This is a genomic window from Comamonas sp. GW821-FHT11H03, from assembly GCF_058807955.1.
In genome coordinates this window covers 599737-617161 of sequence record NZ_JBXARF010000001.1, presented here as the reverse complement: position 1 = coordinate 617161, position 17425 = coordinate 599737, and the positions used below count along the sequence as shown (strand labels likewise).

Here is a 17425-nt window from a genome sequence, read left to right as displayed (position 1 = left end):
GCGCGTGCCGGTATACATCCGCTGACTAAATCAGCTGCTCGCCGGGCAGCAACTCCTTGGCGCCAATGGTGGGCAACTGACCCAGCTGCTCATACAGAGGCGCAAAGTCGGTATCGGCCAGGTTCAGCAGATGGGGCATGTCGTCGATCACGAAATAGGTCTGCTGATAGGTGTCGATCTTGTAGAGCGTGCGCATGGTGCGCTCCAGCTGCAGCGGCAGACGATGCGGCTGCGGGCTGTTGACGCTGTACTCCAACTCCCCCACGGAGCTGAGAATGCCTGCGCCATAGGCGCGCACGCCGCCGCTCTCGCGGATCAGACCGAATTCCACCGTGTACCAGTACAGGCGCGACAGCATCTCGCAGGCGCCGAGCTCGGCGGCCTTGAGACCGCCCTGTCCGTAGGCCTGGATGAAATCGGCCATGACGGGGTTGAACAGCAGCGGCACATGGCCGAAGAGGTCGTGAAAGATGTCGGGCTCGACGATGTATTCGAACTCTTCGGGCTTGCGTATCCAGTCCGTGACCGGAAATTTGCGCTGGGCCAGCAGCGAGAAGAACGGCACCTCGGGAATCAGGCCCGGAACGCCGACGATCTCCCAGCCTGTGGCCTTGAACAGTCGCTCGTTGACTTCCTCGAAGCGCGGGATGCGCTCCTTGGCGCCCAGCGAGGGCAGGGCATCGATGAAATGCTGACTGGCGCGGCCCGGCAGCAGCGCGGATTGACGCTCATAGAGGCGGTGGTAGGTGTCATGCTCGGCCTCGGTATAGGCGGCATAGTCCTGCGTGCAGGTGTAGTCGGCATGGGCACGCGTGTAGTCGCCGCGCGGCGGACGATCGGACTGGCCATAGACGACCGGGGCTGCGCCGATGCCGCCGGTCATGGCGGTGCTGTTCTGGATGCTGTTCATAAGGCACTCCCTGAAATGAGGGGTCGCGAAGGCTGCGGCCAGAGCTTGTGGCCGGGGCGCAGCAGGGAAAAGGAGAAGCGAGCCGGAAGCTGGCTCAGTGCATCTGTATCTGGGCGCGCTTGACGAGCTGTCCGTAGCGCGCATGCTCGGCCTGCACCAGACGGGCAAAGTCCTGCAGACGCAGGTCGTCGCGCACCACGCCCATGGCGTCGAAGTACTGCTGTATATCGGGCCTTTGCAGCGTCTGGGCAAAAGCGTCCGACCAGCGTTTGGCCTGGCTGTCCGCAATGCCGGCAGTGGCAAAGATGCCGAACCAGGTGCTCAGATTCATGCCCTTGATGCTGTCGTCCAGGCTGGGCACCTCCGGCAGAGCCGGCAGCGGCGAGCGCCAGGTCACGCCAATGGCCTTGAGCCTGCCGGCGCGCAGATGGGGCAGGGCCGAGGCGATGTTGTCGAACATCAGATCGGCCGTGCCCTCGAGCAGTGCCGACAGGGCCGGCCTGGCCCCGCCGAACGGTAGATGCTGCAGCGGCACCTGGGTCAGCGACTGGAACCACTGGCCCGCGATATGGCCGATGCTGCCGTTGCCCGCCGAGGCATAGCGCAGGGGCTGCCGGTGCTTGGACATGAAGCGCAGCAAATCTTCGGGCGTGTAGATGCGCCACTGCATGGCCAGCTCGCTGCGCATGACCAGCACATGAGGCATACGGGCCACGAGTATCAGCGGCTGAAAGTCGCGCAGCGGATCGTAGGGCAGTTGGGGATTGAGCCAGGGCAGGATGGCATGGGTGGCCACGGCGCCCATCAGCAGCATGGGCTCGCGCGCTCCCGCCCTGGCCACCATGGCTGCACCCGTGGCTCCCCCCTCGCCCGCGACATTGAGCACATTGATGTTGCCCAGGGCCGTGGTTTCCTGCGACAGCTTGCGCGCTGAACGGTCCAGCGGGCCGCCCGCTGTATAGGGCACGACCAGAGAGAGCTCGTTGCGGCTGCGGCTGGAATTCGACGGCAGAACGCTGGCATCCCTGGCCGCATGCGCGCTGCTCGCGATCAAGGTAGTCGCGGAGGCCACCGCCAGCGACAGGGCCTGGCGACGGGAAAGCACGGACGCGTCCAGCCTCGGTGCTCTGCAGTCCTCGGGGGCTGTAGCGGGGGGCTGATGGGGGCGCGACACTTGATCCTTCCGGGCGTTGAAGCTGGCCGCGCCGACTCACGCCAGGCGTGGATGCGGCAGTGCAGCATGACGGAAAGTATAGGGACGGAAAGCGATCGCCACATGGTCCGTTTGACGGAGTGGTAACCATTGGTATCTTTTTGATGCAAGTCGTAGCGCCAGAGCCCAGGCCGGCCACGCGGCAAGCGAGCGCAAGTGGCAGGTGCTGGGCGGGGTGGCGCATGATCGACTCCGTAAGCGGCTCAGGTCTTGAGCACGCCGCGGCGCATCTGGTCGAGCTCCATGGTCTCGAACAAGGCCTTGAAATTGCCCTCGCCAAAGCCGCTATTGCCCTTGCGCTGGATGAACTCGAAGAAGATGGGGCCCAGCTGGTTTTCGCTGAAGATCTGCAGCAGCAGCTCGCCGGGCTGGCCGTCCACCAGGATATTGCGCGCCAGCAGCTCGGCAATGGGCTCCTGCAGGTCCGGGATGCGCTTGGGCAGCAGTTCGTAATAGGTCTCGCTGGTGTTCAGCAGCTTGATGCCGTTCATCTGCAGACCGTCCACGGTGTCATAGAGATTGGTCGAGCCCAGCGCGATGTGCTGTATGCCTTCGCCGTGGTACATGTCCAGATATTCCTGGATCTGGCCGGCCTTGTCGTTGCCTTCCTCGTTGATGGGAATGCGGATCTTGCCGCAGGGGCTGGTCATGGCCTTGCTCTTGACGCCTGTGGCCTGGCCTTCGATGTCGAAGTAGCGGATCTCGCGGAAGTTGAAGATGCGCTCGTAGAACTCGGCCAGCTCGGCCATGCGGCCGCGATAGACGTTGTTGGTCAGGTGGTCGATATAGGTCAGGCCCAGGCCCTCGGGGTGCAGATCGGCACCGGGCAGGGGCTCGAAGTCCACGTCGAAGAAGCTGATATTGCCCAGATCACCGTCCTTGGCGCCATTCTTGCCGCGCCATTTGTCGATGAAATAGATCAGGGAGTCGCCAATGCCCTTGATGGCGGGAATGCTCAGTTCGCCGGGGGCGGCCTGCTGGGCATAGCCCCAGGCACCCAACGAGGTGGCGCGCTCATAGGCGTACTTGGCGTCATTGACGCGCACGGCGATGGCACAGACGCTGGGGCCGTGCAGACGCGCGAAGCGCTGAGCAAAGCTGTCGGGCTCTGCATTGATGATGAAGTTGATCTCGCCCTGGCGATACAGGGTCACGTTCTTGCGGCGGTGCTTGGCGATGGCCTGAAAGCCCATGCGCTCGAACAGCAGACCCATGGCCACCGGATCGGGGGCGGCGTATTCGACGAACTCGAAGCCGTCCGTTCCCATGGGGTTGTCCCAAGTCTGGAAGGTGCTGGCGTTGCTTTGGGTCAGTGGGGCGTTCATGGCAGAGGTCTCCATCGGGTAGGGCTGCAACACATGAAGAACAGGTGTCGACGATGGATGCACTGTAGGATGGGGCGCGGACAAGCTTCATGCAAAAATGCCTTGGCTGCAAACAGCTTGACGCATGAAAATTGCATGAAAAATCGATTTCATGCAATTTAAATGGTTATCAAGGGTTAACCATTAATAAAAACTGCGCTGTTTTTATAATCTGCCGCCATGAGTCCCATGCACACCATCGACAAACTGGATAAGGCGATTTTGCGCCGATTGCAGGCCAATGGCCGAGAAACTTATGACGTCATCGGTGAGCAGGTTGGCCTGTCGCCCAGTGCCGTGCTGCGCCGTGTCAAGCGTCTGGAGGAAAACGGTGTCATCGACCGTTATGTGGCTCTGGTGCAGCCCGAGTCTGTGGGCCTGGGGCTGACTGCCTATATCAATGTGCGTCTGGAAAAATACACCGAAACCAGCAAGCGCAACCCCATGGATGTGTTCCGCGCCAGCGTGCAGACCTGGCCCGAGGTGGTGGAGTGCGTCTCCCTCACTGGCGAGATGGACTATCTGCTGCGGGTGGTGGTGGCAGACATGCAGCATTACAGTCGATTCATCATGGATACCCTGCTCAAACACCCCAGCGTGCAGGATTGCAAAACCAGCTTTGTCATGGACCGGGTCAAGGTCACGACGGCCGTGCCGCTGTAGACCTTCAGGGCAGTCCTTCATACGGACCATGACCTAGCGGGAAACAGGCGCTAAGGTGTTGAATTAGCGGAAAATCCTTACAGAATTGTTGCAATGCAACATGTGGCTTGTGAAACTTCGGGTTTTTACCTATATTTCAAGCTATGAACCTCCCCAAAGACTGGTTGAAATCGCCCTGGCAGGCCGGCTCCGGCTGGCTGCGAGACATGGGCAAGTCCCATGGCGCCGAGCGTCGCTCGCCGTCCTTGGTTCCCATCCGTTCGCTGAGTCCGCGCCATCGCGACCGCATCATCAAGCATCTGCTCAAGCTGGATGCGCGGGACCGCTATCTGCGCTTTGGCTATGCGGCCAACGACGAGCAGGTGCGCCGCTATGTCGAGCAGCTCGATTTCGATCGCGACGATATCTTCGGCATCTTCAACCGCCGCCTGGAATTGATCTCCATGGCGCATCTGGCCTTTGCCGGCCATCCCGAGCATCAGAAATGCGCGGAGTTCGGCGTCTCCGTGCTCAAGAGTGCACGTGGCAAGGGTCTGGGGGGGCGTTTGTTCGAGCGTGCCGTGCTGCATGCACGCAGCAAGAACGTGAGCATGATGTTCATCCATGCGCTGTCCGAGAACACGGCCATGCTCAAGATTGCGCGCAACGCAGGTGCCACCGTCAAGCGCGAAGGCTCGGAATCCGAAGCCTATCTGGAGCTGCCGCCTGCCGACTTCGAGACCCATGTCAGCGACCTGGTGACCGAGCACCTGGGAGAGATGGACTACCAGCTCAAGAAGCAGGCCGTCAATTTCTGGGCTTTCCTGGCAGGCGTGCAGGAAGTGCGCAAGGGTGTGCAGGAAGGCCGCCATAAATCAGGCGAGTAAGTCGGCTTGTGAAGCTGGCAATGCTGCAGCCCAATAAAGACCAGTGCAAGCAGCTATCAAAATAGCTTTGACTGAGCGACCTCGGTGACAGCTGATCATGGCTTTTGTGAGCTAGCAAGCCGTCTGTCAACACAATCCGTTATTCTTTGAGACTTGTTTGACTACCGCACGTCCTGCACTCCAAGACAGTGTCTGACCCCCATCAAGCGCGCCTTCCCGAGAAGGAAGACAAGCGAAGCTTCCTGCAAAAGGTGGCTGAGTTCATCCATCCGGCACCGGAATCTACCGATGAACTGATCGAAACCCTGGCCGAAGCCGAAGACAACCAGGTCATCAGCACCGAGTCCCGCGTCATGCTGGAGCGCGTGATCCGCATGGCCGACATGAGCGCCGGGGAAGTCATGGTGGCTGCGCCACGCATGGATCTCATCAATATCGACGCTCCGTACGAAGAAATCCTGCACCAGGTTCTCACCACGGCGCATTCGCGCTTTCCGGTCTACCAGGGCGAACGCGAGAACATCATTGGCATTCTCATGGCCAAGGACTTGCTCAAGCTGCAGCGCTCTCCAACCCTGAATATCCGCGCTCTGGTGCGTCCGGCGGTCTTTGTGCCCGAGAGCAAGGGCCTCAACGATCTGCTGCGCGAGTTCCGCGCCAATCGCAACCATCTGGCGGTGGTCATCGACGAGTTTGGCCGTGTGGCCGGCCTGGTGACGATTGAGGATGTGCTGGAAGAGATCGTCGGCGAGATCGAGGATGAGTTCGACATCCCCGAGGACGAGGGCGATATCTTTGCCCTGGCCGACAACAGCTATCGCGTCGCGGGCGATGCCCGCATCGAGCATGTGAGCGAGGAGTTCGAGACCTCGCTGCATGCCAGCGACCCCGATGCCGAGTTCGACACGATTGGTGGATTGATCGCCCACGAGATCGGTCATATGCCCAAGCGCGGCGAGCAGATTCACCTGGGCGGGCTGGAGTTCACCGTGCTCCACACCAAGGGCGGCGCGGTGCGCTGGTTCAAGGTGGTCCGGGATCCCTCGCCGGACAGCCTTGTTCGTAACTGATCGCGATTTGCGCCAATCCGGCTCGGGCCTGGTGTGATGCCGGTGGAAATACCGGTTGTGCCTCTTTGTTTGCGCAAGGCCTGCCGATACCTCGTATGCTTGAATTCACCCAACCACCCGGTTGGGTGTTTTGTTGGTACCCGTTGATTTCTATGACCTCCACTGCCTCTTCCGTTCAGACTGTTGCTGTCAGGCCCCAAGGCTGGATGCGCTGGCCTTTGCTAGTGATTGCAGGCAGTTTGCAAGCGCTTTCCCTGGCCTGGCCATGGGCTCGTGACCAGGGCGACGGCTGGTTGAGCCTGGCCGGAGGCTATGGCCGTCCGCTGTGGTGGCTGCAGATTCTGTCGCTGGCGGTGCTGGCTCATGCGCTGCTGGCTGCCCGCTCTGCCGCTCAGGCGGCAGGCCGGGCCTGGTTGTTTGGCACGGCATGGCTTGTGGCCACCTTCTGGTGGCTGTTTATCTCCATGCACGCCTATGGCGGGCTGGCGGCGCCGCTGGCCGTAGCTGCCGTGCTGGCGCTGGCGGCCTTTCTGGGGGGCTATTACGCCGTAGCTGCATGGTGCTTCAAGCGTTTGGCAAAGACGCCGGATGCGTTGTCAGCGATGGTCTTTGCTGCACTATGGACGCTGGCCGAGTTGGCGCGCGGCTGGTTGTGGACCGGTTTTCCCTGGGGCGCCGGCGGCTATGCCCATGTGGAAGGCCCGCTGGCTGTGCTGCCGCGCTGGATTGGCGTCTACGGCACGGGGTTTGTGGCGGCCTGGGCGGCGGCCTGGCTGGCGCTGCTGGTCTGGCGCATGCAGACCAGGTCGGCGGTGCTGAAATTCAAGCCGGCCCTTGCATCTGCCGTGGCCCTGGGTCTGGTCTGGGGCGGGTTGTGGTGGTCGCGTGATGACGCCATTGAAGCGCCTGGTCAGCAGCCCGGCATGAGCGTGGAGCTGCTGCAGGGCAATATTCCTCAGGACGAAAAGTTTGAACTGGGCTCGGGCGTGGTGGTGGCGCTGCGCTGGTATGCCCAGCAGCTGCATGACGCAAGGGCCCAGTTGGTCGTGGCACCCGAGACCGCCATTCCACTGCTGCCCCAGCAGCTTCCTGAAGGCTATCTGGACTTTGTGCGCGCACCTTTTGTCGCCAAGGAATCCAGCCGCGCGGCTCTGGTGGGTCTTCCGCTGGGCAACTGGGATCAGGGCTTTACCAATACGGTCGAGGGCTGGCTGCCGGGGCAGACCCAGGCCTATCAATACGACAAGCACCATCTGGTGCCGTTTGGCGAGTTCATTCCGCCCATGTTTCGCTGGTTCACCGAACTCATGAATATTCCGCTGGGCGACTTCAATCGCGGCGCACTGGGCCAGCCTTCCATGAGCTGGGCGGGTGAACGCCTGTCGCCCAATATCTGCTACGAAGACCTGTTTGGCGAAGAGCTTGCGGCCCATTTCGGCAATGCGGCGACGGCACCCACGGTGCTCGTCAATCTGAGCAATATCGGCTGGTTTGGCGACTCCGTGGCCATCGATCAGCATCTGTCCATCAGCCGCATGCGCGCGCTGGAGTTCGAGCGCCCCATGTTGCGCGCAACGAACACCGGTGCCACAGTGGTGATTGATCACAGGGGGCAAGTGGTGAAAGCACTGGCGCCTTTCGAGCGCGCGGTGTTGCAGGGCCGGGTTCAGGGACGCGACGGACTGACGCCTTATGCGCGCTGGGTGCATGCTTTGGGCCTGTTGCCTCTGACGCTGTTGTGCCTGGCGTTCTGCGCCCTGGCCGGTATCACCTTGAGAAAGACCGAGGAAGGCGTAGTGTCCCGCACGGAATAAGCCACATCGGCATCAGCGGCTGTGGCATTTGTGGCAGAGTCTTGGGCCTGAAAACGGGTATTGTGTCCCGGGTAGGTCTGCGAGCCTTGATAATCCCCGGTTGTACCGCCCGCAGTGGGCGCGCGCAGTGGGCGCGGGTCCCGTCACCCAAAATACACAGTAACAGGTAGCTTGCACAGGCTGCCGCGGAGCAATTGAGAGAATGGCTGAATCTTTTTCCTACGAACAACTGATCGCGTCCGGCGAAGGCAAGCTGTTTGGTGCCGATAGCGGACGTCTGCCCCTGCCTCCCATGTTGATGTTCGATCGCATCACACATATCTCCGAGGACGGCGGTGCCCACGGTCTGGGCAAGATTGTTGCGGAACTGGACGTCAAGCCCGACCTGTGGTTCTTTGATTGCCACTTCCGTGGAGACCCCGTCATGCCCGGCTGCCTGGGCCTGGACGCCATGTGGCAGCTGATCGGCTTTTACCTGACCTGGCTGCGTTTGCCCGGTCGCGGTCGCGCCCTGGGTGCAGGTGAAGTCAAGTTCACAGGTGAAGTAGGTCCCGATGTCAAACTCGTGACATATGAAATTGATATCAAGCGAGTAATCAAGCGCAAGCTGAACATGGCCATCGGCGATGCACGCCTGCTGGCCGACGGTAAGGAAATTTACGTGGCCAATGACCTGCGCGTGGGTCTGTTCCTGCGTGAAGGTGATGCCAAGGGAACGGCAGCATGAGCAAGAAGCGGGTAGTGATCACCGGCGCGGGCATTGTCTCGTGCATCGGCAATGACCTGGCAACGGTGGAGGCCTCGCTGCGCGAGGGCAAAAGCGGTATCAAGGCCATGCCCCAGTTCACGGAGCTGGGCATGCGCTCGCAGGTGGCAGGTATTCCCGAGATCGATATCGAGGCGCGCATCGACCGCAAGCAGTTGCGTTTCATGGGTGATGCTGCGGCTTATTCGCAGATCGCCCTTGAAGACGCGATCAAGCAAGCCGGTCTCACGCCCGAGCAGGTGAGCAACCCGCGCACCGGTCTGATCATGGGCTCGGGCGGCGGCTCGCCGGCCAATCAGATCGAGGCAGCCGATACGCTGCGTGAAAAAGGCATCCGCCGCGTGGGCCCTTACCAGGTCACACGCTGCATGAGCTCCACGGTGTCGGCCTGCCTGGCAACCAACTTCAAGGTCAAGGGCATCAACTACTCCATCACCTCGGCATGCTCCACCTCGGCCCACTGTATCGGTGCTGCGGCTCAGCAGATCGCCTGGGGCATGCAGGATGTGATGTTTGCCGGCGGCGGTGAAGAGCTGTCCTGGGGCATGTCGCTGCTGTTCGACGGCATGGGTGCCATGTCCAGCAAGAACAACGAGACGCCAGAGAAGGCCTCGCGTGCCTACGACGCCAACCGCGACGGCTTTGTGATCGCCGGTGGTGGTGGTGCCGTGGTGCTGGAAAGCCTGGATCATGCGCTGGCGCGCGGCGCCAACATCCTGGCCGAAGTGGTGGGCTTTGGCGCCACCAGCGACGGTGAGGACATGGTCGCCCCTTCGGGCGACGGCGCCATCGCCTGCATGAAGCAGGCCATGGAAACCGCGGATGCGCCCATCGACTACATCAACACCCACGGCACATCGACCCCCGTGGGCGACATGCAGGAAGTTCGTGCCATGCGCGAGCTGTTCGGTGACCAGGTGCCTCCGTTCTCGTCCACCAAGTCGCTGACCGGCCACTCGCTGGGCGCAACCGGTGTGCAGGAAGCGATTTACTGCCTGATCATGCTGAACAAGGGCTTTATCGCAGGTTCCGTGAACGTGGACACACCCGATCCGCTGCTGGGCGATATGCCTCTGGTCACCCAGACCCGCGATGCCGAACTCAAGACCGTGCTGTCCAACAGCTTTGGTTTTGGCGGCACCAATGCCTCCCTGGTGCTCAAGCGCTGGGAAGGGCAGTAAGCGCTGGAGTCCTGGATCGCGAGCCCGCTTGGCCTTGAGGTAAGCGGGCTTTTTTCTGTCGTCGACTACCGTCTCCCCCATGAAGATCGCAATTCTTGACCGTGATGGCACCCTGAACCAGTGGGGAGCTCAAGGCTTCATTGGCCGGCCCGATGAATGGGTAGCAGTCCCCAGCGCGTTGGAGGCAGTTTCGCGCCTGAACCGTGCCGGCTGGCATGTGGTGGTCGCCACCAATCAACCTGGGCTGGGCCGCGGGCTGTTCGATGTGATCGAGCTCAACGCCGTGCACGCCAAGATGCACCGGGAGATGGCAGCCGTCGGCGCGCGGGTGGAGGCAGTGTTTTTTTGTCCGCACGCTCCTGATGAAGACTGCCAGTGCCGTAAACCAGGCGTAGCGCTGTTCGAGCAGATTGCCGATCGCTACGGGGCGGAAGGCCGTGAAATCTGGGCCATTGGCAGCGGTGTCGAGCATTTGCAGGCGGGCAAGGCTCTGGGCGCTCATCTGGTGTTCGTGGAGTCCACCGCCAGGCCCGAGTGCAGCAGCGATGCCGTCCTGCCTGAAGGCAGCGAGCGCTATCCAGATCTGGAGGCCGTGGTGAATATGTTGTTGCCGCTGGGAGGGGGCGAGGATGCTCACCCCCCGGATTCGGCGCCTGCCCCGCATTGAGCTCGGGTTTCAGGTCAAAATAGACTCAACTGCTTGAAAGAGCAGCGCAAGCTGCTATGTTTCTTGTTGATAACCGTGCCAAATCAACGGGCCAGGCTTCAGGTCTGTGCTCACGTCATTCGATTGCTGTCATGTCCCTGATTCGCTCCGTCCTCCACATGTTGTGGATGGCTATTACCGTCATTCCCTACACTTTCGCGGTGCTGCTGGCCAAGTGGACCAGCGGTTCGTCGGCCAAGGCATACCGCGCTGCCCGCGCCTGGCTGAAGCTCTCGGTGGACAGCGCCCGCGTGATCATGGGGGTCCGGTATCAGGTGCAGGGCATGGAGAACCTGCCTGTGGACCCGAATCAGGGGGTGGTGCTGCTGGTCAAGCACCAGTCCACCTACGAGACCTTTCTCATGCCTGCCATCATGCCGCGCCCGTTGGCCTATGTGTTCAAGAAGGAGCTGCTGAAGGTGCCATTTTTCGGTTGGTCCATCGGTGCACTGGACATGATTCACATCGACCGAGCCCAGCGCTCGCGCGCCTTTCACAAGGTGGTGGAGCAAGGCAAGCGCCTGCTCGATCAAGGCATCTGGGTCATCATGTTTCCCGAGGGTACACGTGTGAATCGCGGAGAAGTGGGCGAGTACAAGAGCGGTGCCACCCGTCTGGCCATCATGACGGGTGCGCCCGTGGTACCCATCGCTGTTACCTCGGGCAAGTGCTGGCCGCGCAAGGCCTTCATCAAAAAGCCCGGCGTGGTGGATGTTTCCATAGGCAAGCCCATTTCTTCGGTGGGCCGCAAGCATGACGAGCTGATGGTCGAGGTCGAGGCCTGGATCGAGTCCGAAATGCAGCGCCTGGACCCTGAGGCCTACCGCAAATAAGGCAAAACTGCCCATGTCCACAGGCGATAGCTTGCAGCAAGCTTGGCAATGGCTGGTGCCGCCTGTGGTGGGGGATGGGCAGGGTGGGTTGGTGCCGCGCAAGCGCCGGCGCAGCGGCCCTGAAGCCATTGAACGGCGTTTGGATCAATCCGAGCTGGAATTTGAGAATAGTCAGCCTGTAGCGCCCGTCATTATCTCGGTGGGTACTATTGATTCTGAAGAGGACGAGCTGCCTGCAGAGCCCGTACTTCTGGTGCATCCGGAAGCCAGCCACAGCGCCCGCTTGCAAGGGTGTGAGGTGGCTTATCTGCTGCGCCGTTCGGCGCGCCGCAGCATCGGCTTCAGCGTAGGGCAGCAAGGGCTTGAAGTCACCGCTCCGCAATGGGTGGCCATGCCCGAGATCGAGTCAGCGCTGCAGACCAAGGCCGGCTGGATTGTGCGCAAGCTGCAGGAAGCCGGACAGCGACAGCAGATCAAGCAGGAAGCGCGCATTCTCTGGCAGGACGGAGGCGTGCTGGACTATCTGGGGCAGCCCATGACCTTGCGGCTGACAGGAGGGGTATCACCTGCATTGGCTACTCGCCAGACGCATCGAGAGCAGGGGAGCGATGGGTCGCAAAGCCTGCATCTTCCCCTGCCGCCGCAGGCACCGGCAGCCCAGGTGCGCGCTGCCGTTCAGGCCTGGATACTGCGCGAGGCACGTAGCTATTTCACGGCCCGCATGCTGCACTTTGCCGCACTCATGGGCGTGCGCTGGAATGCGCTGCGCCTGACAAGTGCCAGCACGCGCTGGGGCAGCGCCAACAGCAGCGGGGTCATTCGTCTGAACTGGCGGTTGATGCAGCACGGCCCGCAAATCATCGACTATGTGGTGGTGCATGAGCTCGCCCATCTGCATCATATGGATCACAGCCCGCAGTTCTGGGCTGTGGTGGCTCATGTGCTGCCTGACTGGAAGCACTTGCGCAGAGCCTTGAGAGACAGGCCTCTGCCGGTTTGGGAATAGCGGCAATGACCGAGACGAGGAATGAAATGAGCAATACGACCCCAATCCAACCTGCTGCCGGCTATGCCGGCGATGTGCCGGCGGAGTTGGCCTGGCAATGGTTGCAGGCCGGTGAAGCGGTTCTGGTCGATGTGCGCACCGATGCCGAGCGCGAGTGGGTGGGCAAGGTGCCAGGCGCTGTTGCCGTGGCCTGGAAGCAGTGGCCCGGCATGGCTGCCAACCAGAACTTTGACGCCGAGCTGCGAGCAGCGGTGCCCGAAGGCAAGAAAGTGGTGCTGCTATGCCGCAGCGGTGTGCGTTCTGTTGCGGCGGCCCAGCGTGCTGCGGGCCTGGGAATCGAGGCCTACAACATTCTTGAAGGTTTTGAGGGCGACGTTGACGCCAACGGCCAACGAGGCCAGTTGGGAGGCTGGCGCAAGCGCGGCCTGCCCTGGCATCAGTAAAGCGCAGGGCTTGGCCTGCAGCTTCTAGGCTGAACGATAGCCGTTGGGATTCCAGCTTTGCCAGCGCCAAGTGTCGGCGCACATGGTGTCCAGATCATGCTCGGCTTGCCAGCCAAGGGTTTTCAGGGCGTGGTCGGGGTTGGCGTAGCAACTGGCCACATCCCCGGGGCGGCGGTCTGTAATCGTATAGGGAAGGGTCTTGCCGCAGGCTTTTTCGAAGGCATGCAGCACTTCGAGCACGCTGTAGCCATTGCCTGTGCCCAGGTTGATGGTCAACAGTTCGGGCTTGGTCAGGCCGGCCAGTTTTTCAAGTGCCTTGACATGACCTCGGGCCAGGTCGACGACATGGATGTAGTCACGCACGCCGGTGCCGTCCACGGTGTCGTAGTCGCCGCCAAAGATCTGCAGCTTTTCACGACGGCCCACGGCGACCTGTGCCACAAAAGGCAGCAGGTTGTTGGGAATGTCCGAAGGGTCTTCACCAATCAGGCCGCTGGCATGGGCTCCAATGGGATTGAAGTAGCGCAGCACGGCCAGCGACCATTGGGAGTCGGAGTGGTAGAGGTCCGACAGAATCTCTTCCACCATCAGTTTGCTGCGGCCATAGGGGTTGGTGGCCGAAGTGGGGTGCACTTCATTGAGAGGCAAATATTGTGGCGAGCCATAGACTGTTGCCGAAGAGCTGAACACCAGATTGCGCACATTGTGCTTTTTCATGGCGCGCAGCAGCACCAGGGTGCCATTGACGTTGTTGTCGTAATAGTCCACAGGTTGAGCAACGGACTCGCCCACTGCTTTTTTGCCGGCAAAGTGCACGACACTGTCAATGCCATGCTCCCGCAATGCCTGCTCGAGTGCAGCTTGATCGCGTACATCGCCATTGATCACGGGGATGGTGCGTCCTGTGATCTTCTCCACACGGCGCACAGCTTCAGGATGGCTGTTGCTGAAGTTGTCGAAAATCACGACTTCATGGCCTTTGCCTAGCAGTTCAATGGCGGTATGGCTGCCGATATAGCCGGCGCCGCCTGTGAGCAGAGTTTTCATAAGCTGCAGTCTAACTTCGAGTCAAATGAAAAAAGCGCTCAGGCGAGCGCTTTTGGCGGCTGTATTTACAGAGCCAGATTTAGAGCGCCGGAATGCGCAGCTTCTGGCCGGGATAGATCCTGTCCGGGTTGCTGAGCATGGGCTTGTTGGCTTCAAAAATCACGTTGTACTTGTTGGCGTCGCCATAGTACTTCTTGGAGATGGCCGACAGAGTGTCGCCGCGCACCACATCGTGGTACTGGGCTTCTGGCTCGGGGTTGGTGACCGTCATCAGGTTGTCCACGGATTGGACATTGGCCACATTGCCGCAGCACAGCGTCACTTTTTCCTTGATGGCCTGAGTGGGGGCGGTCCCGTTGACCGTCACCTTGCCTTGAGAGCCATCGAACTGAACCTGCAGGTCGGATACGCCAAGATTCTGGGTATTGATATAGCTGGCGATCGCTTGAGCCGCCTGGGCATTCAAGTCTTCGGTTGGTGAGGCCGCATGTGCGTCGCTGCCGCCAAACAGTTTTTCTCCGGCTTCCTTGATGAAACTGAACAGACCCATGGTTTCGACTCCTCAAAATTAGTGGAAGAAGGCGGTTCACTTTAACGGGAAATCGAAATGAATCCTTGCAGGATATGGACTGAGCGCTTTCTTTGACAATTTCCTGCCCGCTTGTAATGAATGTGACAAACGGCTGTCTGATGAAGAGAAAAGTGCTGATAATGCGCCGCATGACATTTTTGGCCATAGACATTGGCAACACCCGTTTGAAGTGGGCCATGTATGAAGATCATCGCCCGGGTGCTGCCTTGCTGGCCCATGGAGCGGAGTTCCTGGAGCATATAGAGCGCCTGGCAGATGGTGCTTGGGCGGGGCTGCCAGCTCCCGAGCGCATGCTGGGCTGCGTGGTTGCCGGCGAGACGGCAAGGCGTAGGGTGCACGAGCAGATCGAGCTCATGCTGGGCTGGAATCTCGAGCCTCAGTGGGTCGTTCCTTCCGTTGCAGAAGCCGGCGTGACCAATGGCTACGACCATCCCTCCAGGCTGGGAGCAGACCGCTGGGTGGCCATGATTGGTGCACGTCACCACATGTTGCAATTGGGGGAGGCCCGGCCTTTGATCACGGTTATGGTGGGCACCGCAGTGACGGTCGATGCCATGGACGCGCAAGGCCATTTTCTTGGCGGCCTGATCATTCCCGGGCATGGCATCATGCTCAGGGCCCTGGAAGGCGGTACTGCGGGCCTACATGTGCCGACCGGTGAAGTCAGGTGCTTTCCCAAGAACACCAGCGATGCACTGACCAGCGGCGGCACTTATGCGATTGCAGGTGCCGTGGAGCGCATGTACCAGCATCTGGCCGAACACTGCGGCGCAGAGCCGATGTGCATCATGGCGGGTGGCGCCGGCTGGAAAATGTCTCCCAGCATGACCCGACCTTTTGAGCTGATCAACAACCTGATTTTTGATGGCTTGCTGGTGATGGCTGAAAAGCGCTGGGGCTGAGTGCTTTTTTGAAATGATTCGATTTTTGGTTTGAGGCTGTTTCCATGATTTTTGTAACCGGCGGTGCAGGTTTTATCGGCGCCAACTTTGTTCTCGACTGGCTGGCACATGTTAACGAGCCTGTGGTCAATATCGACAAGCTGACCTATGCGGGCAATCTGGAGAATCTGGCCAGCTTGAAGGGCGATGCCCGCCATGTGTTTGTGCAGGCCGATATCGGCGACAGTGCACAACTGGCGCAATTGCTGGCGCAGCACCAGCCTCGCGCGGTGGTGAACTTTGCGGCAGAGTCGCATGTGGATCGCTCCATTCATGGCCCCGAGGATTTCATCCAGACCAATGTGGTGGGTACTTTCCGCCTGCTGGAGGCAGTGCGTGGCTATTGGAATGGCCTGGAGGGCGAGGCCAAGTCCGGTTTTCGCTTTTTGCATGTCTCCACCGACGAGGTCTATGGCACGTTGGCGCCTACGGACCCCGCGTTTACCGAAGAGCACAATTACGAGCCCAACAGCCCGTACTCGGCCAGCAAGGCAGCTTCGGACCATCTGGTGCGAGCCTGGCATCACACCTACGGCCTGCCGGTGCTGACGACCAATTGCAGCAACAACTACGGCCCGCTGCATTTCCCGGAAAAGCTCATCCCGCTGGTCATTGTCAATGCGCTGGCAGGCAAGCCGCTGCCCATCTACGGTGACGGCATGCAGGTGCGTGACTGGCTGTATGTGCGCGACCATTGCAGCGCCATTCGCCGCGTTCTCGAGGCCGGCCAGTTGGGCGAGACCTATAACGTGGGCGGCTGGAACGAGAAGGCCAATATCGATATCGTCAAGACCGTGTGCAGCTTGCTCGACGAGTTGCGCCCGCGCGCCGACGGCAAGACCTATGCCGAGCAGATCACCTATGTGACCGACCGTCCCGGCCATGATCGCCGCTATGCGATCGATGCACGCAAGCTGGAACGCGAGCTGGGCTGGAAGCCTGCCGAGACGTTCGAAACCGGCATTCGCAAGACCGTGCAGTGGTATCTGGCCAACCCCGAGTGGGTGGCCCATGTGCAGTCGGGCGCATACCGTGACTGGGTGCAAAAGCAGTACACCGGCGAGGCTTCGGCATGAAGCTGCTGCTGCTGGGCAAGAACGGTCAGGTCGGCTGGGAGCTGCAGCGCAGTCTCGCCCCTTTGGGCGAGGTGATTGCGCTGGATCGCCAGAGCGTGAATGTGGATGGAAATGGCCTGTGCGGCGATATCGCTGATCTGCAGACACTGGCGCAGACCATTCGCAGCGTACGCCCGGATGTGATCGTCAATGCCGCAGCGCATACGGCAGTGGACAAGGCAGAGAGCGAGCCGGACCTGGCTTGGCGCCTGAACGCCGAAGCGCCCGAAGTCATGGCGCTGGAAGCCAAAAACCTGGGCGCCTTGCTGGTGCACTACAGCACCGACTATGTCTTCGACGGCTCTGGCAGTGCGGCGCGCAAAGAGGGGGATGCGACGGGGCCGCTATCGGTCTATGGCCGCACCAAGCTGGAGGGTGAGCAGCGGATTGCGGCCACGCATTGCCGCCATCTGATTTTTCGCACCAGCTGGGTCTATGCGGCGCGTGGCGGCAACTTTGCCAAGACCATGCTGCGCCTGGCGCAGGAGCGTGAAGCGCTCAGCGTGATCAACGACCAATGGGGCGCGCCGACTGGAGCCGATCTGATCGCCGATGTCACGGCCCATGCCGTGCGCCATATGGGCGCTCATGAAGGCGATGGCGGTCTCTACCATCTGGTCGCGGCAGGGGAAACCAACTGGCACGCCTATGCCAGCCATGTGATCGAGCGCGCGAAAAGCCTGCGCCCGGATCTGGACTGGAAGGCGAAAAGCATTGCCGCCGTGCCGACCACGGCCTTCCCGACACCGGCTGTACGGCCCTTGAACTCGCGTCTGGATACGCAAAAGCTGCAAGCGGCCATGCAACTGCATCTGCCCGCATGGCAGCAAGGCGTGGAGCGCATGCTGCGCGAGATTCTGTAATTTTTAAATAACTCGCTTCAAGTGCTTATCCG

The 17425-nt window shown here is 60.8% G+C and carries 18 protein-coding genes; 13 read left to right on the top strand and 5 right to left on the bottom strand.

What is annotated here, in order from left to right; all coding sequences use genetic code 11:
• Positions 1 to 25 precede the first annotated feature (25 nt).
• From phhA to hppD, 3 genes are all read right to left on the bottom strand, one after another.
• Positions 26 to 910, bottom strand: coding sequence for a phenylalanine 4-monooxygenase (gene phhA / locus AC1RTQ_RS02885; RefSeq protein WP_492874157.1), 885 nt, complete (start codon positions 908 to 910; stop codon positions 26 to 28).
• A gap of 94 nt (positions 911 to 1004) precedes the next feature.
• A complete protein-coding gene (locus tag AC1RTQ_RS02880) occupies positions 1005 to 2015 on the bottom strand; it encodes a Bug family tripartite tricarboxylate transporter substrate binding protein (protein WP_492874156.1) in 1011 nt (336 codons plus the stop codon).
• A 311-nt stretch (positions 2016 to 2326) separates the two neighbouring features.
• Positions 2327 to 3448 carry a 4-hydroxyphenylpyruvate dioxygenase gene (gene hppD / locus AC1RTQ_RS02875; RefSeq protein WP_492874155.1) on the bottom strand — a complete coding sequence of 374 codons (1122 nt, stop codon included), beginning with the start codon at positions 3446 to 3448 and terminating at the stop codon, positions 2327 to 2329.
• A 219-nt stretch (positions 3449 to 3667) separates the two neighbouring features.
• Here hppD and AC1RTQ_RS02870 point away from each other — a divergent pair, with 219 nt between their 5' ends.
• The 10 genes from AC1RTQ_RS02870 (at position 3668) to AC1RTQ_RS02825 (ending at position 12835) form a co-directional block, all read left to right on the top strand.
• Complete coding sequence (locus AC1RTQ_RS02870; RefSeq protein WP_302088949.1) at positions 3668 to 4150, top strand: Lrp/AsnC family transcriptional regulator; 483 nt, start codon at positions 3668 to 3670, stop codon at positions 4148 to 4150.
• 143 nt (positions 4151 to 4293) lie between these two features.
• Entirely contained in the window at positions 4294 to 5016 is a 723-nt protein-coding gene (locus tag AC1RTQ_RS02865; RefSeq protein ID WP_302088950.1) for a GNAT family N-acetyltransferase, read from the top strand.
• Positions 5017 to 5204: 188 nt separating this feature from the next.
• Complete coding sequence (locus AC1RTQ_RS02860; RefSeq protein WP_492874153.1) at positions 5205 to 6086, top strand: CorC family transporter; 882 nt, start codon at positions 5205 to 5207, stop codon at positions 6084 to 6086.
• A gap of 152 nt (positions 6087 to 6238) precedes the next feature.
• Positions 6239 to 7900 carry an apolipoprotein N-acyltransferase gene (gene lnt / locus AC1RTQ_RS02855; RefSeq protein WP_492874151.1) on the top strand — a complete coding sequence of 554 codons (1662 nt, stop codon included), beginning with the start codon at positions 6239 to 6241 and terminating at the stop codon, positions 7898 to 7900.
• A 202-nt stretch (positions 7901 to 8102) separates the two neighbouring features.
• Positions 8103 to 8627, top strand: a complete 525-nt coding sequence (fabA, locus tag AC1RTQ_RS02850) for a bifunctional 3-hydroxydecanoyl-ACP dehydratase/trans-2-decenoyl-ACP isomerase (RefSeq protein WP_003073442.1) — start codon at positions 8103 to 8105, stop codon at positions 8625 to 8627.
• Positions 8624 to 9847, top strand: a complete 1224-nt coding sequence (gene fabB, locus AC1RTQ_RS02845; protein WP_492874149.1) for a beta-ketoacyl-ACP synthase I — start codon at positions 8624 to 8626, stop codon at positions 9845 to 9847. The genes fabA and fabB overlap by 4 nt, the downstream gene beginning before the upstream one ends.
• Positions 9848 to 9926: 79 nt before the next feature.
• The gene (locus AC1RTQ_RS02840) at positions 9927 to 10514 is read left to right on the top strand and encodes a D-glycero-alpha-D-manno-heptose-1,7-bisphosphate 7-phosphatase (protein WP_492874148.1); all 588 of its coding nucleotides are present in this window, start codon (positions 9927 to 9929) and stop codon (positions 10512 to 10514) included.
• A gap of 131 nt (positions 10515 to 10645) precedes the next feature.
• Positions 10646 to 11386 carry a lysophospholipid acyltransferase family protein gene (locus AC1RTQ_RS02835; protein WP_304350136.1) on the top strand — a complete coding sequence of 247 codons (741 nt, stop codon included), beginning with the start codon at positions 10646 to 10648 and terminating at the stop codon, positions 11384 to 11386.
• A 13-nt stretch (positions 11387 to 11399) separates the two neighbouring features.
• Complete coding sequence (locus AC1RTQ_RS02830; protein WP_492874146.1) at positions 11400 to 12392, top strand: M48 family metallopeptidase; 993 nt, start codon at positions 11400 to 11402, stop codon at positions 12390 to 12392.
• A gap of 26 nt (positions 12393 to 12418) precedes the next feature.
• The gene (locus AC1RTQ_RS02825) at positions 12419 to 12835 is read left to right on the top strand and encodes a rhodanese-like domain-containing protein (RefSeq protein ID WP_492874144.1); all 417 of its coding nucleotides are present in this window, start codon (positions 12419 to 12421) and stop codon (positions 12833 to 12835) included.
• Positions 12836 to 12859: 24 nt separating this feature from the next.
• Here AC1RTQ_RS02825 and galE read toward each other — a convergent pair whose 3' ends face one another.
• Positions 12860 to 13882, bottom strand: coding sequence for a UDP-glucose 4-epimerase GalE (galE, locus tag AC1RTQ_RS02820; protein WP_492874142.1), 1023 nt, complete (start codon positions 13880 to 13882; stop codon positions 12860 to 12862).
• A 79-nt stretch (positions 13883 to 13961) separates the two neighbouring features.
• The gene (lysM, locus tag AC1RTQ_RS02815; protein WP_492874140.1) at positions 13962 to 14432 is read right to left on the bottom strand and encodes a peptidoglycan-binding protein LysM; all 471 of its coding nucleotides are present in this window, start codon (positions 14430 to 14432) and stop codon (positions 13962 to 13964) included.
• A 170-nt stretch (positions 14433 to 14602) separates the two neighbouring features.
• On the opposite strand from lysM, the gene AC1RTQ_RS02810 reads away from it, so the two are divergent.
• The 3 genes from AC1RTQ_RS02810 to rfbD are packed head-to-tail and all read left to right on the top strand — an operon-like array spanning position 14603 to position 17393.
• Positions 14603 to 15376, top strand: coding sequence for a type III pantothenate kinase (locus tag AC1RTQ_RS02810; RefSeq protein WP_492874139.1), 774 nt, complete (start codon positions 14603 to 14605; stop codon positions 15374 to 15376).
• Between the two features lie 44 nt (positions 15377 to 15420).
• Positions 15421 to 16491 (top strand): dTDP-glucose 4,6-dehydratase, encoded by a 1071-nt coding sequence (gene rfbB, locus AC1RTQ_RS02805; RefSeq protein ID WP_492874137.1) that lies wholly within the window; start codon positions 15421 to 15423, stop codon positions 16489 to 16491.
• On the top strand, positions 16488 to 17393 hold the full coding sequence (rfbD, locus tag AC1RTQ_RS02800) for a dTDP-4-dehydrorhamnose reductase (RefSeq protein ID WP_492874136.1): 906 nt from the start codon (positions 16488 to 16490) through the stop codon (positions 17391 to 17393). The genes rfbB and rfbD overlap by 4 nt, the downstream gene beginning before the upstream one ends.
• Positions 17394 to 17425 lie beyond the last annotated feature (32 nt).

Coding starts and splice junctions, on each gene's coding strand:
- AC1RTQ_RS02825 (WP_492874144.1), top strand. CDS start 12,419: ATGAGCAATACGACCCCAATCCAACCTGCTGCCGGCTATGCCGGCGAT.
- fabB (WP_492874149.1), top strand. CDS start 8,624: ATGAGCAAGAAGCGGGTAGTGATCACCGGCGCGGGCATTGTCTCGTGC.
- lnt (WP_492874151.1), top strand. CDS start 6,239: ATGACCTCCACTGCCTCTTCCGTTCAGACTGTTGCTGTCAGGCCCCAA.
- phhA (WP_492874157.1), bottom strand. CDS start 910: ATGAACAGCATCCAGAACAGCACCGCCATGACCGGCGGCATCGGCGCA.
- rfbD (WP_492874136.1), top strand. CDS start 16,488: ATGAAGCTGCTGCTGCTGGGCAAGAACGGTCAGGTCGGCTGGGAGCTG.
- rfbB (WP_492874137.1), top strand. CDS start 15,421: ATGATTTTTGTAACCGGCGGTGCAGGTTTTATCGGCGCCAACTTTGTT.
- AC1RTQ_RS02835 (WP_304350136.1), top strand. CDS start 10,646: ATGTCCCTGATTCGCTCCGTCCTCCACATGTTGTGGATGGCTATTACC.
- AC1RTQ_RS02830 (WP_492874146.1), top strand. CDS start 11,400: ATGTCCACAGGCGATAGCTTGCAGCAAGCTTGGCAATGGCTGGTGCCG.
- AC1RTQ_RS02810 (WP_492874139.1), top strand. CDS start 14,603: ATGACATTTTTGGCCATAGACATTGGCAACACCCGTTTGAAGTGGGCC.
- AC1RTQ_RS02865 (WP_302088950.1), top strand. CDS start 4,294: ATGAACCTCCCCAAAGACTGGTTGAAATCGCCCTGGCAGGCCGGCTCC.
- fabA (WP_003073442.1), top strand. CDS start 8,103: ATGGCTGAATCTTTTTCCTACGAACAACTGATCGCGTCCGGCGAAGGC.
- galE (WP_492874142.1), bottom strand. CDS start 13,882: ATGAAAACTCTGCTCACAGGCGGCGCCGGCTATATCGGCAGCCATACC.
- lysM (WP_492874140.1), bottom strand. CDS start 14,432: ATGGGTCTGTTCAGTTTCATCAAGGAAGCCGGAGAAAAACTGTTTGGC.
- AC1RTQ_RS02870 (WP_302088949.1), top strand. CDS start 3,668: ATGAGTCCCATGCACACCATCGACAAACTGGATAAGGCGATTTTGCGC.
- hppD (WP_492874155.1), bottom strand. CDS start 3,448: ATGAACGCCCCACTGACCCAAAGCAACGCCAGCACCTTCCAGACTTGG.
- AC1RTQ_RS02840 (WP_492874148.1), top strand. CDS start 9,927: ATGAAGATCGCAATTCTTGACCGTGATGGCACCCTGAACCAGTGGGGA.